Here is a 15,263-nt window from a genome sequence, read left to right on the forward strand (position 1 = left end):
TTTGGAGAAGGGGGGAGTTTTGGTGTTGGTCGTTGATTGGAAAGCGAGATTCCCTATCACGCTCGCTCCTCACTGTAGGGAGTGACGGGAATTGGGAAATGATGGTTTCCTCGCTTACTACATCGAAGCAGTCTTTCGTCACCCCAGAATCGAGTAGAACGAGATATCAGGGATCTCTTCTGACTTTATATTCAACACTACGCTCATTAACTTAAATAATGGGGCAACTTTAGCGAATGTCGCCCTATTAATTGAAGCCCGATCACACTTTCCTTTGTTGTTGAAAAGAATATGAAAAAAAGCGCATTTTTTATTAAAGCTTCTAATTAAGGCGCCGTTAAAGGGATTGAGAGAAATGATATGTACCAATGTAAGGTGAGAGAGACACTGGTGCATAAACAAAATTGACATGTATTAGTGTGAGGTGAGAGTCACATAAGTACATTAAAAAATGCCTAAAGGAGATCAACTATGGCGATTAATGTAAGCACAAATGTGTCTGCAATGACGGCTCAGCGCTACCTAAATAGCGCGGCTGAAGGTACTCAAAAATCAATGGAGCGTTTGTCTTCTGGCTATAAAATCAATAGCGCAAAAGATGATGCTGCAGGCCTACAAATCTCTAACCGCTTAACGTCGCAAAGTCGTGGCCTAGATATGGCTGTGAAAAACGCGAATGACGGTATCTCTATTGCACAGACAGCTGAAGGTGCAATGAATGAGTCAACCAACATTCTGCAACGTATGCGTGACCTTTCTCTTCAATCTTCAAACGGTTCGAACAGCAAATCTGAACGTGTTGCGATCCAAGAAGAAGTCTCTGCTCTAAACACAGAACTTAACCGTATCGCTGAAACGACCTCTTTTGGTGGTAACAAGCTTCTGAACGGTACTTACGGCAGCCAATCTTTCCAAATCGGTGCTGACTCAGGTGAAGCAGTAATGCTATCTATGAGCAACATGCGTACTGACACTCAAGACATGGGTGGTAAGAGCTACGGCGTTACAGAAGGCAAAGATGCTTCTTGGCGTGTAGGTGCGGGTGCTGATTTAACAATCAAATACAACGATAAGTTTGGTGAAGCGCAAGAGCTATCTATCTCTGCTAAAGAAGGCAACGATATCGAAGAGCTAGCAACTTACATCAATGGTCAAAGCCAAGACGTTAAAGCGTCTGTGGGTGAAGGCGGTAAACTGCAACTTTTCGCTTCAAGCCAAAAAGTTGAAGGTGATGTTGAGTTTGGCGGCAGCCTTGCGGGCGAACTAGGTATCGGTGCTGGTAAAGACGTTACCGTTAACGATATCGACGTAACTTCTGTTGCAGGTGCAAACGAAGCAGTATCTATCATTGATGGTGCTCTAAAATCTGTTGATAGCCAACGTGCTTCTCTAGGTGCTTTCCAAAACCGTTTTGACCATGCAATCAGCAACTTAGACAACATCAACGAAAACGTTAATGCGTCTAAGAGCCGTATCAAAGATACCGATTACGCGAAAGAAACAACAGCTATGACGAAGTCTCAAATCCTACAACAGGCGAGTACTTCTATCCTAGCTCAAGCAAAACAGTCACCATCAGCAGCTCTAAGCTTATTGGGCTAAACTTACCTCGGTAAGTAGCGGTAAACTCTACTCTGGGTAGAGTTTTACTGTTTGGCTCATAAAGGAGGGAGGGAGAGTGTTATGGAAATATCATCCAACGCATCGAACATCCAGCCTTATGGCTCACCTAATGGCATTAAAATTGCAAGCGATGAAGGTAGTAGTGCGTCGAGTCTTTCGCGACTAAAAGAAGCAACATCTTATGACAAGGTAGAGAAATCGAAAGAGGAAGCTACCGAAGCGGCGATTCAATTAGCTCAACATAGACAAGAGTTAAATGATGAAGAGCGAGTCAAAATGGTGGAGAAGGTAAACGAGTTTATCTCCTCTCTCAATAAAGGTGTGGCTTTTAAGGTCGATGAAGAATCTGGGAGAGATGTGGTTACCATTTATGAGACCACAACCGGTGATATTATTCGCCAGATCCCTGATGAAGAAATGCTTGAAATTCTAAGACGCCTAGCAGCCCAAAACTCGAATAGTCGAATATTTGAGGTGAAGGTTTAAGTCGTATTATTGAGGTGATTTAATGAGTTTTGGCCCAATGGGGATTTCGTCTGGCATGGATATCAATTCCATGGTCAGCAAAATTGTTGATTCGGAGCGTGTACCTAAACAGCAACGAATCGACAATGAACGAACGCGAATCGATACCAGCATTAGTGCCTATGGAAGACTCAGAGAATCCCTTGATTCGATGAAAAACCTGATGACAAACTTTCGTCAGGAAAAAGCTTTTGCTGTGCGAACAGTGGAAAGTACCGATGAAGCGCTTGTCTCTGCAACCGCGACTACCGAAGCGATCGCTGGCAAATATGCCATCGATGTGTTGCAGCTTGCCCAAAGCCATAAAGTGGCTTCTGATGTACTGTCAGAGGACATGAAATTTGGCCCAGGTAAGCTGCAGGTTTCGCTTGGTGATGACAGCTTTGACGTGCAAGTTGGCGACAGATCGAGACTTATCGAAGTTGTTCGTGGTATCAACGGTGCAGATAGCAACCCAGGCGTTCGTGCATCTATTATCAACGATGTCGAAGGTCCAAGACTTATTATTGCCTCGAACCAGTCTGGTTCAGATCAGCAGATCAGCATTAATGTTGAGTCAGATGCTGCCAATCCCTTAAAAAAACTCGAATACAAAACGCTTGAAGAACGTGTTAAAGCGCTAGAGAAAGCGCGCGTTGCTGCTCAAGATATTCTAGCTCTAACCCCTGCAGGAAAAGCCGTTGAACTCATCGATGAAGTGATCGCTAGCGATGACCCAAATGCGAATGAAACACTCGATAAAGATGGCAATATCATCCCAGCAGCCCAAACCGATTCTACTTCAGATGTTGACGGAGACTCTAAAAGTCTCAGCTACGGTGAGCAAGCAGCCGCCGACGGCCAAGCCGCCCTAGACGCAGCTCAAGCGGCAAAGTCTGTGATGCCTGAAGATAATATCCCTGGCTGGACTGAAACCGCGTCAGGTACGCTTTTAGATTCTTACTACACACCAGAACTTGAGCTTGATGAAAAAGCGATAGAGAAGGCACCCGATGTGCCGGGGTGGTCAAATGCTGCCTCAGGTACTCTGACCGATTCATACGTGACACCGAAAGAAGCCCAACAAAAGCTTGAGGCTGAGCAAGCGCGTATCGAAGAGAAGATTTCACAAGAAAAAGCGGAGTTGGCTGAGAAAGTTCAAAAAGGCGAACTCACCGCAGAGCAAGCCAAGAAAATTGAGCGTGCCAAATTAGAACCCGAAGAGCGCGAGCTCTTAGAGAAGGTCGATAAAGCGCAAGCAGATCTTGAACAAGCACAGCAATCTTTTGATACCTATAGTGGAATGACTGAAGTTCAGGCTGGCCAAGATTCTATGGTTGTCCTAGATGGTGTTGCTCAACTCTCTAGTAATAACAATGTGATTGAAGATGCCATTGAAGGTATTGATATTACGGTGAAAGGAAAAACGCCAAAAGATAAGCCGCCGGCAGAAATTGGTGTGGAGTACGACCGTAACAGTGTTCGCCAAGATATCGAATCCTTTGTGAGCTCTTATAACCAGTTCTATCAAGTGTCGAAAGACCTCGCGGGTGTTGATCCAACGACTGGTCAAAAAGGCCCGCTCTCTGGTGACAGTACAGTGCGTAACGCCGACTCCCGATTGAAAGGGGTGTTCTCATCAAGTATCGAAGGTGCGCCAGACAATCTAAAGTCTTTGACTGAATTCGGTATCACCACCACAAGACAAGGCTCGCTAGAAATCAACTACGATATGCTTGACCGTCAACTCAACAATAACTTTGATAAGTTGGGTGAGTTCTTTGGTGGCAACAACGGTTTCGCCAAAAAAGTGGAAGATGCGATTCAAGGTATCACAGGTATCACGGGTTCAATCCGTACTAGAGAAAAGAGCTTGGTCGAGCAAAACTACCGTTTGGTTGATGACCAAAGCGCGCTCGACCGCCGCATGGACAGCCTAGAGAGCCGTACCCACTCTAAGTTCACAGCCATGCAAGATGCGACCAGTAAGATGCAATCTCAGCTGGGCAGTATGATGAATGCGTTGGGCTAATAGATGAATAGCCAGCTACAAGAGCTTTGTGAACTCGATCAACTAATTATCTCTAAACTGGAATTTAGTGAAATTAATGCTGAAGAAATAACGCAGCTTGTCGATAACAGAGAACAGTTATTGCAAAACGTGGTTCAAATAATCGACTCACATCCCGACGTTAAGCAAAGTTCTGAATGGTTTGAAGCCATTACCAGAACCAGAAAATTAGTCGAATTGATGCAGTCTGAGACGAGTCGAGTAGGTAAGACCCTACATAAATACCGTCACGGCGCTAAATCAGTTCAACAATACAAAAAGTTTTTATAGAAGAGGTTTACTATGCGCGGTTCTTTACAGGCATATAAAAAGGTATCAGTGGATAGTCAGCTAACGGCTGCCTCACCGCATAAGATTGTACAAATGCTAATGGCCGGTGCTATCGAGCGTTTGATTCAAGGCAAAGCGGCAATGCAAGCAGGCAACATCCCAGTGAAAGGTGAGCGACTTGGTAAGGCTCTAGATATCATTATTAGCCTACGTAGTTGCCTATCTATGGACGATGGTGGCGATATTGCGAAAAACCTAGATCAACTTTATGAGTTCATGATCACGCAAATTTCTGCGGCAAATCACAAAAATGACCCACAGCCTATTGATGATGTTATCGATATTATTCGCGAAATTAAGAGCGCTTGGGACCAAATTCCGAACGAATATCACAACTTGACGTCCGCTGACGTAGGTATTTAAAGAAAAATTGCAGTTTTAACCAATCTCATATCCCTTAATTGGTTGGTTGCCTTATTTTTTTAATCAAATAAAATAGAAGCCATTAGATAGCCTAATGGCTTTTTTCGTTGCTGATTTCCTAAATTTGTCCACGTAGACCATAATCATTGATACATCTCACTGTTTTATAGACTACGTTGCTCACCGTTTTTCCGCATCGCACCAAAATAAAGGCAATAATTCCTACTTATGCAAGGTTTGGCAAAACTGCTTGTCGTCGACGATAACGCTCAAGATCGTCACAATTTAAGCACAATATTAGAGTTTGTAGGAGAGAGCTGCGAAGTAATCAGCTCTGAACAAGCACGTAAAGTTGACTGGTCACTACAGTGGGCCGGCTGCATTATTGGTACCATTAAAGGTAAAGGCTTCAACGCATTACTGAATGAGAAGCTTGTTCACGCCAATCACATCCCTTTACTGGTGATTGGCAAAAACAATCACCCGGTTGACGAGTTGACTAACTATGTTGGTGAGCTTGAACTTCCTCTTAACTACCCGCAATTAAGTGATGCATTAAGACACTGTAAAGACTTCTTAGGCCGCAAAGGTGTTCAAGTTGTGTCTTCGGCACGCAAGAACACCCTGTTTCGCAGCCTAGTAGGACAAAGTGCTGGCATTCAAGAAGTACGTCACTTAATTGAACAAGTCTCTTCTACGGAAGCGAACGTGCTGATTCTTGGTGAATCTGGTACAGGCAAAGAAGTCGTAGCGCGTAACATTCACTATCACTCTAAACGTCGTTCAGGGCCTTTTGTTCCTGTAAACTGTGGCGCGATTCCACCTGATTTGCTTGAAAGTGAACTGTTTGGTCATGAGAAGGGCGCATTTACTGGGGCGATTACCGCACGTAAAGGCCGTTTTGAATTGGCTGAAGGTGGCACACTGTTTCTTGATGAAATTGGCGATATGCCGATGGCGATGCAAGTTAAGCTGCTACGAGTACTGCAAGAGCGATGCTTTGAGCGTGTAGGTGGCAATAGCACCATACAAGCTGATGTTAGAGTGATTGCGGCAACCCACCGCAACCTTGAAGATATGATCGACGATGATTCGTTCCGTGAAGATCTTTACTACCGCTTAAATGTATTCCCGATTGAAATGCCGGCGCTTCAAGATCGTAAAGAAGATATTCCACTGTTGCTTCAAGAGCTGATGACTCGAATGGAAGCGGAAGGCAGCATGCCTATCTGTTTCACGGCTCGTGCTATCAACTCTTTGATGGAGCATTACTGGCCAGGTAACGTTCGTGAACTAGCGAACCTGGTTGAACGAATGGTTATCTTGTATCCAAACAGCTTGGTTGATGTGAATCACCTGCCAACTAAATATCGATACAGCGATATCCCTGAGTTCCAGCCAGAGTTTAATAGCTTTGGATCTGAAGAGGAGCAAGAGCGTGATGCACTTGCTGACTTATTCTCAGAAGATTTCAGTTTTGATCAGCAAGATGATATTGCCGACAATGCTAATGCGCCTCAAGAGTTACCGCCAGAAGGGGTTAACTTGAAAGAGCTACTCGCGGATATGGAAGTGAATATGATCAATCAAGCGTTGGAAGCGCAGGGCGGCATTGTTGCTCGTGCTGCTGACATGCTTGGAATGCGTAGAACCACTCTGGTTGAAAAAATGCGTAAATATAACTTGCAGCGATAGTGTCCAGTTTTCGATGAAAACGAAAAACTAGCACACACTTTTTAGCTATTTGGTAACTCTAGCTAAGTGAACAGATAAACCATAGTCGAGTTGTTGCTTGCTTAACTATGTGATAAATATAGCAAATAGCCTGACTCGTGTTGTACGTCTCAGGCTGTTTTAGTATTTGAGGCAAATTTTTGACATGCGCGTATCTAACGAACCAGAAAATCAATCACACCTAGATTCTGTTGAACAGCAGGTTGAGCGCTATAAGCAAGTACTCGACGTGATGCCAGCTGGGGTTATCTTGTTAGATACACACGGCGAAGTGAGAGAAGCGAACCCTGAAGCGCATCGTATTCTTGGTGTTGAGTTGGTTGGCGAGAAGTGGTTTTCAGTGATTCAAAGTGCCTTTGACCCAAAAGACGATGACGGTCATGAGATCTCATTGAAGAACGGGCGAAAAGTGCGTTTGGCGATTTCAGCCTCTACCACGGGTCAGCTGATTTTGATTACCGATCTGACCGAGACCCGACTATTGCAGTCTCGCGTGAGTGATCTTCAGCGTTTGTCTTCATTAGGTAGAATGGTGGCCTCGCTTGCCCATCAAGTGCGAACGCCGCTTTCAAGTGCGATGCTGTATGCATCAAACCTTGCCGCGCCAAATCTGCCGCCGGCAACAAAAACGCGTTTTCAATCTAAGCTTATGGATAGATTGCATGACTTAGAGAAGCAAGTGAACGACATGCTGTTGTTTGCCAAAGGTGGTGACAACAAAGTCGTTAAGCCATTTACTGTGGCTGAATTGATCACTGAATTTCACCCTATGGTGGAAGCGGCATTGAAAACTAACCAGATTGATTATTGCCAAGAAGTTGAGGGCGAACAGACTCAAATGTTCGGCAACGCCAATGCTATCGCCTCAGCGTTAAGCAACCTAGTGTTGAACGCGGTTCAAATTGCGGGTAAGGAATCGCAGATCGATGTGTTTTTTAGGCCCGTAAATGGCGAGCTTAAGATATCAGTGCAAGACAGTGGCCCCGGCGTACCGAAAGAGCTTCAAGGTAAAATAATGGAACCCTTCTTTACCACTCGTTCACAAGGTACAGGTCTAGGCTTAGCGGTTGTACAAATGGTATGTCGAGCACATGAAGGCCGACTGGAATTGATATCAGAAGAAGGCGACGGCGCATGCTTTACCATGTGTCTACCGCTTGAAAGAAGTGCTTCTTCTGAAGACTAATAAGTTTTAACTGAATTTACACTGGAGAATCCTATGGCTCAAAGCAAAGTGTTAATCGTCGAAGATGATGAAGGTCTACGCGAAGCCCTTGTCGACACACTCGCGCTTGCTGGCTATGAATGGCTGGAAGCGGATTGTGCGGAAGATGCTCTGGTCAAATTAAAATCGAACTCCGTTGATATTGTCGTATCTGACGTGCAGATGGCGGGCATGGGTGGCTTGGCACTATTGAGAAACATTAAGCAGCATTGGCCAAATTTGCCGGTATTGCTAATGACAGCGTACGCCAACATCGAAGATGCCGTTGCTGCAATGAAAGAGGGCGCTATCGACTATATGGCAAAGCCATTTGCGCCAGAAGTGCTGCTCAACATGGTCAGCCGTTATGCGCCTGTAAAGTCGGATGACAACGGCGACGCTATCGTTGCTGATGAAAAAAGTATCAAGCTAATGATGCTGGCTGATAAAGTTGCGAAAACCGATGCCAACGTCATGGTGTTGGGCCCGAGTGGTTCTGGTAAAGAGGTGATGTCTCGCTACATTCACAATGCTTCTAGCCGTAAAGACGGTCCATTTGTTGCGATTAACTGTGCCGCTATTCCAGATAACATGTTGGAAGCGACCCTGTTTGGTTATGAAAAAGGCGCATTTACTGGCGCTATTCAAGCTTGCCCGGGGAAATTCGAGCAAGCGCAGGGCGGTACAATTCTGTTGGATGAGATCAGTGAAATGGATCTTAGCCTACAAGCCAAACTACTGCGTGTTTTGCAAGAGCGCGAAGTTGAGCGATTAGGTAGTCGTAAGAGCATCAAATTGGATGTTCGTGTATTAGCGACCAGTAACCGAGACCTTAAACAGTATGTTTCTGAAGGGAATTTCCGTGAGGATTTATACTACCGCCTGAATGTATTCCCAATTTCTTGGCCTCCATTGTGCGAGCGTAAAGGCGATATTGAGCCTTTAGCCAAGCACTTAGTTGAGCGCCACTGCACCAAACTTGGTATGCCTGTACCCGTTATGTCAGCACAAGCGATCAGCAAACTCGTCAATTATCCGTGGCCGGGCAATGTTCGCGAATTAGACAATGTGGTACAGCGTGCGCTAATATTGAGCGAACAAGAGAACATCTCTGGTGAGCATATCCTTCTTGAAGGTGTCGATTGGCAAGACGCAAGCAGCCTACAACAAATCGTCGAAGGCAGTGACGTAGCTGCGCCAGAAATTAAGCCTATTACCGAAGCAAACCCAATCAATAAAATCGCGGCTAGCAGCGAAGGGTTAGGTAATGAGCTTAGAGATCAAGAGTATGCGATCATTCTTGAAACCCTGATTGCATGTAATGGCCGACGCAAAGATATGGCTGAAAAACTGGGTATTAGCCCTCGTACACTGCGTTACAAGTTGGCTAAAATGCGCGATGCTGGAATAGATATCCCAAACTGAGGATAGATTAGTAGTGTCAGCTTTCTGACTAGTGTAATACGATATCTAGTCAATTTAATGTGTGGCACGCTAATTGCTCTGTCAATAATATAGCTAAATAGATGGTCATAATTTTGACTCCTGAGGTAGTAGATGAGAATAGATGGTTTACAAGGCGAAATGCAGGCGATGATGGTCGAAGCTGCCAGCGCGCGTCCCGCAGCAACGGGGCAAGCGGTCGGTGCAGATTTTGGCAACATGCTGACTAATGCCATCAATAATGTGAACTCATTACAAAAGACCTCAGGTGATCTTCAAGCTCGTTTTGATAGTGGCGACCAAAGCGTATCCCTATCGGACGTGATGATTGCTCGTAATAAATCTAGTGTGGCTTTTGAGGCGACGATCCAAATTAGAAATAAATTGGTCGAATCGTACAAAGAGCTGATGAATATGCCGGTATAAGTTGGGTAGTTAAATAGTGGCAGATAATAGTCAAACAACAGATTTAACCGTAAGCGATAGCAATGACCACGCACTGATTGCAGGCTCTGAGCTAGACGGAGAAGGGCAAAATCCCGATCTAGGTGAACGCAGTTCATCGAAGTTCGATATGGCTGTCGGTGATCTCGATTTACTTCGTCAGGTCGTCTTAGTCCTTTCTATCTCTATCTGTGTAGCGCTGATTGTGATGCTGTTTTTCTGGGTAAAAGAGCCAGAAATGCGTCCATTAGGGGCTTACGAAACAGAAGAATTGATCCCCGTTCTTGATTACTTGGATCTGCAAAAGATCCAGTACACGCTTGAAGGCAATACCATCTCAGTACCGGCGAGTGAGTACAACTCATTAAAGCTTAATATGGTACGAGCGGGTTTGAATCAAGAGCGAAACGCGGGTGATGACATCCTCATGCAAGACATGGGTTTTGGTGTATCACAACGTTTAGAACAAGAACGCCTTAAATTAAGCCGCGAAAGACAACTTGCCAAAGCCATTGAGCAGATGAAACAGGTGCGTAAAGCTCAGGTTTTATTGGCCCTGCCGAAGCAGAGTGTTTTTGTACGTCATAATCAAGAAGCCTCTGCTTCTGTATTCCTAACTCTAAAAACAGGTACTAACCTCAAGCAGCAAGAAGTTGATTCTGTTGTGGATATGGTGGCAAGTGCCGTTCCGGGAATGAAAACCTCACGTATTACGGTGACCGATCAGCATGGCCGATTGTTGAGCTCAGGCTCTCAAGACCCTATGTCAGCGGCGCGTCGTAAAGAACACGAGTTAGAGCGCAATCAAGAACAAGCGCTGCGTGAAAAAATTGACTCCATCCTGATTCCTATTCTTGGGTTTGGTAACTACACCGCTCAGGTTGATATCCAGCTCGATTTCAGTGCTGTGGAGCAAACCAGAAAACGTTTTGATCCGAATACACCGGCGACTCGAAGTGAATACACTTTAGAAGATTACAACAATGGAAATACGGTGGCGGGTATTCCGGGTGCGTTGAGTAACCAGCCTCCAGCGGATGCCTCAATTCCACAAGATGTGGCTCAGATGAAAGACGGCGCGATGACAGGTCAAGGCTCTGTTCACAAAGAAGCGACTCGAAACTTTGAGCTAGACACCACCATCAGTCATGAACGTAAACAGAGCGGCACGGTTAATCGTCAGACGGTTTCTGTTGCGATCAAAGACCGCCAATCCTTGAACCCAGATACGGGTGAAGTGGTTCATACTCCGATTCCGGCGAGCGAGATCAATGCGATTCGCCAAGTACTGATTGGTACGGTGGGCTTTGATGAAACTCGTGGTGATTTGCTCAACGTATTAAGCATGCAGTTTGCACCTCAAGTAACAGATGTTGTTGCTGATGTACCAATCTGGGAGCATCCAAACTTCAATGATTGGGTTCGTTGGTTTGCAAGTGCCTTGGTTATCATTGTGGTGGTGTTGGTACTTGTTCGCCCTGCAATGAAGAAACTGCTTAACCCAGCAGCAGACAACGATGAACAGATGTACGGACCTGATGGCATGCCAATTGGTGCCGACGGCGAAACCAGCTTAATTGGTGGTGATATTGAAGGTGGTGAGCTGTTTGAATTTGGTTCAAGTATCGACTTACCAAACCTTCATAAAGACGAGGACGTGCTGAAAGCAGTACGTGCACTTGTAGCGAATGAACCAGAGCTAGCAGCTCAAGTAGTTAAGAATTGGATGGTAGATGGCTAACGAAATAGTTCCACAACAAACTGAAGGCGGTGAAGTGCTTGATGTCTCTAGCGTGGATATCGGCTCTATCTCAGGCGATGAGCGCGCTGCGATCTTGTTGCTCAGTTTAAATGAAGAAGATGCTGCTGGTATTATTCGTCACCTAGAGCCAAAGCAGGTTCAGCGTGTAGGTAGTGCGATGGCGCGAGCTACAGACCTATCCCAAGAGAAAGTAGGCGCTGTGCACCGTGCTTTCTTAGATGATATTCAGAAGTACACCAACATTGGTATGGGCAGCGAAGACTTCATGCGTAATGCGTTAGTTGCTGCTCTGGGTGAAGACAAGGCGAATAACCTTGTTGACCAAATCCTTCTCGGCACAGGTTCGAAAGGTTTGGATTCGCTTAAGTGGATGGATCCTCGTCAGGTGGCGAGCATTATCATCAACGAGCACCCTCAAATTCAAACTATTGTGTTGTCGTACCTCGATGCCGATCAATCGGCTGAGATCCTGTCTCAGTTCCCAGAGCGAGTTCGTCTGGATCTGATGATGCGTATTGCCAACCTTGAAGAAGTTCAACCTTCGGCGCTTGCTGAACTGAATGAAATCATGGAGAAACAGTTCGCGGGTCAAGCGGGTGCTCAAGCTGCCAAAATTGGTGGCCTGAAAGCCGCGGCTGAGATCATGAACTACATGGATAACAACGTGGAAGGCGTCTTGATGGATCAAATCCGTGACCAAGACGAAGACATGGCAACACAGATTCAAGATCTGATGTTTGTCTTTGAAAACCTTATTGAAGTTGATGACCAAGGTGTTCAACGACTACTACGTGATGTTCCACAAGATATTCTACAGAAAGCACTTAAAGGTGCAGATGAAGGTCTACGTGAGAAGATCTTCAAGAACATGTCTAAACGTGCTGCCGATATGATGAGAGACGATATTGAGGCGATGCCGCCAGTCAAAGTCTCTGATGTTGAAGCGGCTCAGAAAGAGATTTTGGGTATCGCGAGGAAGATGGCAGACAGTGGCGAAATTATGCTGTCTGGTGGCGCCGACGAGTTCCTTTAATACAGAAATCTCAAAAGCCCCACACTGTTGGGGCTTTTCTTTATCCAATCTCGAACCACAGATTAACTCAGTTTAACTGCTTGAATTCACAATACAGTTAAGCCACTCATAGATAGGTACTGATATGTCAGGTGATAGAAAACGCGGCTTCCTTCGCCCTGAAGAAGATAATACGGTTGCCCAACCTCAGAAATGGGGGCTGCCTGACTACACCTCTGACGTGAGCAAACAAGCCAAAGAAACCGCTTTTAACTACGACCCTAGTTGGATGCCAACGGTTGAAGAAGCCATTGAAGATGAAGAGCTGGTTCTGACTGAAGAGCAAATCGAGCTGATTAAACAAGGCGCTTATCAGGAAGGGCTGCATCAAGGCCAAGAGGCGGGCTTTAAGCAAGGCTATGAAAAAGGCAAAGAAGAAGGTTTTGCTGCCGGTCACGAAGAAGGCAACGAAGCCGGCAAGCTTGAAGGCGTAACCGCGGGTCAAGAGTACATTCAACAGCAGGTGGCCGTCTTCATGGGGCTGGCAAACCAGTTCGCTCAACCATTAGAGTTGATGAACGCTCAGGTGGAGAAGCAATTGGTCGACATGGTGCTTACCATGGTCAAAGAAGTGGTTCATGTTGAAGTGCAAACCAACCCACAAATCATATTAGATACCGTTAAAGAATCGGTAGAGTCGTTGCCGATTTCTGGTCACGCAATCACATTGAAACTCAATCCGGAAGATGTGGCGATCATTCGCTCTGCGTATGGCGAGACTGAATTGGACTGCCGTAATTGGACGCTGGTCGCAGAGCCAGCACTCAACCGTGGTGATGTACAAATTGAAGCGGGTGAGTCGAGCGTTAACTACCGCATGGAAGATCGTGTAAAGAACGTTATTCAAAATTTCTGCGGCGCAAATCGTCACCAAGGTCATGAGTAATGCTTGAGTTAGCGAATCGTCTCAGTCAGTACAAAGTCGAGGGGCTAAAATCGCGACCAATTGCCTCTGGTAAATTAGTACGCGTTGTTGGCTTAACGCTTGAAGCGACCGGCTGTAAAGCGCCAATCGGCAGTTTGTGTTTAGTCGAAACCATGTCTGGTCAGATGGAAGCCGAAGTCGTCGGTTTCTCTGGCGATAACCTATTTTTGATGCCGAGTGAGCAAATCACCGGGATCTTACCTGGCGCTCGCGTCACGCCAATGACTACCGAAAGTGGTATCCCTGTTGGAATGGAACTGCTCGGTCGAGTGATCGACGGCGTAGGTAATCCACTCGACGGTTTAGGTCCAATCTATACAGAGCAACGCGCTTCATTTAATGCGGAGCCAATCAACCCGTTAGCTCGTAAACCGATTTCTGAACCACTCGATGTCGGCTTGAAAGCGATTAATGGTTTGCTAACCGTGGGTAAAGGGCAACGTATCGGTCTGTTTGCTGGCTCTGGTGTCGGTAAATCCGTAACTCTGGGCATGATGACTCGAGGCACAACTGCGCAAGTAGTGGTCGTAGGCCTAATCGGTGAGCGTGGACGAGAAGTTAAAGAATTTATTGAAGAGATTCTTGGTGAAGATGGCCGTAAGCGTTCGGTTGTTGTTGCCGCTCCTGCCGACTCATCACCATTGATGCGCTTAAAAGGCTGTCAAACCGCGTTGGCTGTCGCCGAGTACTTCCGCGACCAAGGCTTAGATGTTCTGCTACTCATGGATTCATTGACCCGTTTTGCTCAAGCTCAGCGTGAAATTGCTCTGTCTGTGGGTGAGCCGCCAGCAACCAAGGGCTATCCGCCATCAGTCTTCGCTAAGCTTCCTGCGCTGGTGGAACGAGCAGGTAACGGCAATGATGAACAAGGTTCTATCACGGCTTTCTTTACCGTGTTAACCGAAGGCGATGACCTCCAAGATCCGATTGCCGATGCATCGCGAGCGATTCTCGATGGTCACGTTGTGTTATCTCGTGAGATGGCCGATGCCGGTCACTACCCAGCGATTGACGTTGAGAAATCCGTCAGTCGTGTTATGCCGCAAATCACCACTGAAGAACATGTCTTGATGTCGAAAGCGGTAAGGCAAGTGCTGTCTATCTGCCGTAAAAACCAAGATTTGGTGTCGATTGGTGCTTACAAGCCAGGAACGGATCCAGCAATCGATAGTGCCTTCACGTTGAAACCAAAACTGGATGAGTACTTGCAGCAGAAGATGAAAGAGACCGTCCCATACGACATGTGCGTCAACATGTTGAAACATGTATTGGGTGGCTAACGGGTGAATAAGGTTAGTCATGGATAACGCATTAGAATTTTTGCTCGATCAAGCCAAAGATCAAGAGAACCAAGCGGTACTTGCGCTCAACAAAGCGAACTCTGAGCTGCAAGGCTACTATGAGCAGGTTGCGCAGATTGAAAAGTATCGACTGGATTACTGTCAGCAGCTCGTTGACCGCGGCAAGGCAGGCTTAACGGCGAGCCAATATGGTCACTTGAACCGCTTCTTAACTCAGTTGGATGAAACATTATCCAAACAGAGAGAAGCCGAGCACCACTTTAAAAATCAAGTCGACAACTGCCAAGGCTACTGGATGGAGTTACGCAAAAAACGTAAATCCTACGAGTGGTTGATGGAGAAAAAGCAGAAAGAGAAAGCAAAGCTGCAAGATCGAAGAGAACAAAAGCAAATGGATGAGTTTTCGACTCTGTTATACAGCCGAAAGAAGATGTGATCCTAAGCCACGAATGACGTCAGTGCTGTTCTCTATATTGTGAAAACCGAA

At 45.9% G+C, this 15,263-nt stretch carries 14 protein-coding genes; all 14 read left to right on the forward strand.

Annotated elements, in window-relative coordinates; genetic code table 11:
- Positions 1-471: 471 nt before the first annotated feature.
- The 14 genes from AB4307_RS04790 to fliJ all read left to right on the forward strand — a co-directional run bounded on the left by AB4307_RS04790 (position 472) and on the right by fliJ (position 15,212).
- Positions 472-1,602, forward strand: coding sequence for a flagellin (locus AB4307_RS04790; RefSeq protein WP_017066381.1), 1,131 nt, complete (start codon positions 472-474; stop codon positions 1,600-1,602).
- An 81-nt stretch (positions 1,603-1,683) separates the two neighbouring features.
- Positions 1,684-2,109 carry a flagellar protein FlaG gene (gene flaG, locus AB4307_RS04795; protein WP_017066380.1) on the forward strand — a complete coding sequence of 142 codons (426 nt, stop codon included), beginning with the start codon at positions 1,684-1,686 and terminating at the stop codon, positions 2,107-2,109.
- Between the two features lie 22 nt (positions 2,110-2,131).
- Entirely contained in the window at positions 2,132-4,159 is a 2,028-nt protein-coding gene (fliD, locus tag AB4307_RS04800; RefSeq protein ID WP_017066379.1) for a flagellar filament capping protein FliD, read from the forward strand.
- A gap of 3 nt (positions 4,160-4,162) precedes the next feature.
- Complete coding sequence (fliT, locus tag AB4307_RS04805) at positions 4,163-4,468, forward strand: flagellar protein FliT (RefSeq protein ID WP_372131284.1); 306 nt, start codon at positions 4,163-4,165, stop codon at positions 4,466-4,468.
- Positions 4,469-4,480: 12 nt separating this feature from the next.
- Entirely contained in the window at positions 4,481-4,891 is a 411-nt protein-coding gene (fliS, locus tag AB4307_RS04810) for a flagellar export chaperone FliS (protein ID WP_004736194.1), read from the forward strand.
- A 228-nt stretch (positions 4,892-5,119) separates the two neighbouring features.
- Entirely contained in the window at positions 5,120-6,586 is a 1,467-nt protein-coding gene (locus AB4307_RS04815; RefSeq protein ID WP_017064122.1) for a sigma-54 dependent transcriptional regulator, read from the forward strand.
- A 184-nt stretch (positions 6,587-6,770) separates the two neighbouring features.
- Complete coding sequence (locus AB4307_RS04820) at positions 6,771-7,811, forward strand: sensor histidine kinase (RefSeq protein WP_017060686.1); 1,041 nt, start codon at positions 6,771-6,773, stop codon at positions 7,809-7,811.
- Between the two features lie 33 nt (positions 7,812-7,844).
- Entirely contained in the window at positions 7,845-9,254 is a 1,410-nt protein-coding gene (locus AB4307_RS04825) for a sigma-54-dependent transcriptional regulator (protein ID WP_372131286.1), read from the forward strand.
- Positions 9,255-9,386: 132 nt separating this feature from the next.
- On the forward strand, positions 9,387-9,698 hold the full coding sequence (fliE, locus tag AB4307_RS04830; protein ID WP_017060684.1) for a flagellar hook-basal body complex protein FliE: 312 nt from the start codon (positions 9,387-9,389) through the stop codon (positions 9,696-9,698).
- A gap of 16 nt (positions 9,699-9,714) precedes the next feature.
- Positions 9,715-11,457 carry a flagellar basal-body MS-ring/collar protein FliF gene (gene fliF, locus AB4307_RS04835; protein WP_017064120.1) on the forward strand — a complete coding sequence of 581 codons (1,743 nt, stop codon included), beginning with the start codon at positions 9,715-9,717 and terminating at the stop codon, positions 11,455-11,457.
- Positions 11,450-12,511: a flagellar motor switch protein FliG gene (fliG, locus tag AB4307_RS04840; RefSeq protein WP_017060682.1), complete on the forward strand. Its 1,062-nt coding sequence runs from the start codon at positions 11,450-11,452 to the stop codon at positions 12,509-12,511. The genes fliF and fliG overlap by 8 nt, the downstream gene beginning before the upstream one ends.
- 124 nt (positions 12,512-12,635) lie before the next feature.
- Positions 12,636-13,436 carry a flagellar assembly protein FliH gene (fliH, locus tag AB4307_RS04845; protein WP_017060681.1) on the forward strand — a complete coding sequence of 267 codons (801 nt, stop codon included), beginning with the start codon at positions 12,636-12,638 and terminating at the stop codon, positions 13,434-13,436.
- Entirely contained in the window at positions 13,436-14,755 is a 1,320-nt protein-coding gene (gene fliI / locus AB4307_RS04850) for a flagellar protein export ATPase FliI (RefSeq protein WP_017060680.1), read from the forward strand. Before fliH ends, fliI begins: the two co-directional genes overlap by 1 nt.
- A gap of 19 nt (positions 14,756-14,774) precedes the next feature.
- The gene (fliJ, locus tag AB4307_RS04855) at positions 14,775-15,212 is read left to right on the forward strand and encodes a flagellar export protein FliJ (protein ID WP_372131288.1); all 438 of its coding nucleotides are present in this window, start codon (positions 14,775-14,777) and stop codon (positions 15,210-15,212) included.
- The last annotated feature ends 51 nt before the right edge of the window (positions 15,213-15,263 follow it).

Origin of the sequence: Vibrio sp. 10N.261.52.C2, assembly GCF_041471425.1 — a bacterium.
GTDB classification, from domain to species: Bacteria; Pseudomonadota; Gammaproteobacteria; order Enterobacterales; family Vibrionaceae; genus Vibrio; species Vibrio crassostreae_C.

Excerpts from the sequence above, each read along its gene's own strand:
- fliT (WP_372131284.1), top strand. The coding sequence starts at position 4,163 with ATGAATAGCCAGCTACAAGAGCTTTGTGAACTCGATCAACTAATTATC.
- fliE (WP_017060684.1), top strand. The coding sequence starts at position 9,387 with ATGAGAATAGATGGTTTACAAGGCGAAATGCAGGCGATGATGGTCGAA.
- fliS (WP_004736194.1), top strand. The coding sequence starts at position 4,481 with ATGCGCGGTTCTTTACAGGCATATAAAAAGGTATCAGTGGATAGTCAG.
- flaG (WP_017066380.1), top strand. The coding sequence starts at position 1,684 with ATGGAAATATCATCCAACGCATCGAACATCCAGCCTTATGGCTCACCT.
- fliI (WP_017060680.1), top strand. The coding sequence starts at position 13,436 with ATGCTTGAGTTAGCGAATCGTCTCAGTCAGTACAAAGTCGAGGGGCTA.
- AB4307_RS04825 (WP_372131286.1), top strand. The coding sequence starts at position 7,845 with ATGGCTCAAAGCAAAGTGTTAATCGTCGAAGATGATGAAGGTCTACGC.
- AB4307_RS04790 (WP_017066381.1), top strand. The coding sequence starts at position 472 with ATGGCGATTAATGTAAGCACAAATGTGTCTGCAATGACGGCTCAGCGC.
- fliG (WP_017060682.1), top strand. The coding sequence starts at position 11,450 with ATGGCTAACGAAATAGTTCCACAACAAACTGAAGGCGGTGAAGTGCTT.
- fliH (WP_017060681.1), top strand. The coding sequence starts at position 12,636 with ATGTCAGGTGATAGAAAACGCGGCTTCCTTCGCCCTGAAGAAGATAAT.
- fliJ (WP_372131288.1), top strand. The coding sequence starts at position 14,775 with ATGGATAACGCATTAGAATTTTTGCTCGATCAAGCCAAAGATCAAGAG.
- AB4307_RS04815 (WP_017064122.1), top strand. The coding sequence starts at position 5,120 with ATGCAAGGTTTGGCAAAACTGCTTGTCGTCGACGATAACGCTCAAGAT.
- AB4307_RS04820 (WP_017060686.1), top strand. The coding sequence starts at position 6,771 with ATGCGCGTATCTAACGAACCAGAAAATCAATCACACCTAGATTCTGTT.
- fliD (WP_017066379.1), top strand. The coding sequence starts at position 2,132 with ATGAGTTTTGGCCCAATGGGGATTTCGTCTGGCATGGATATCAATTCC.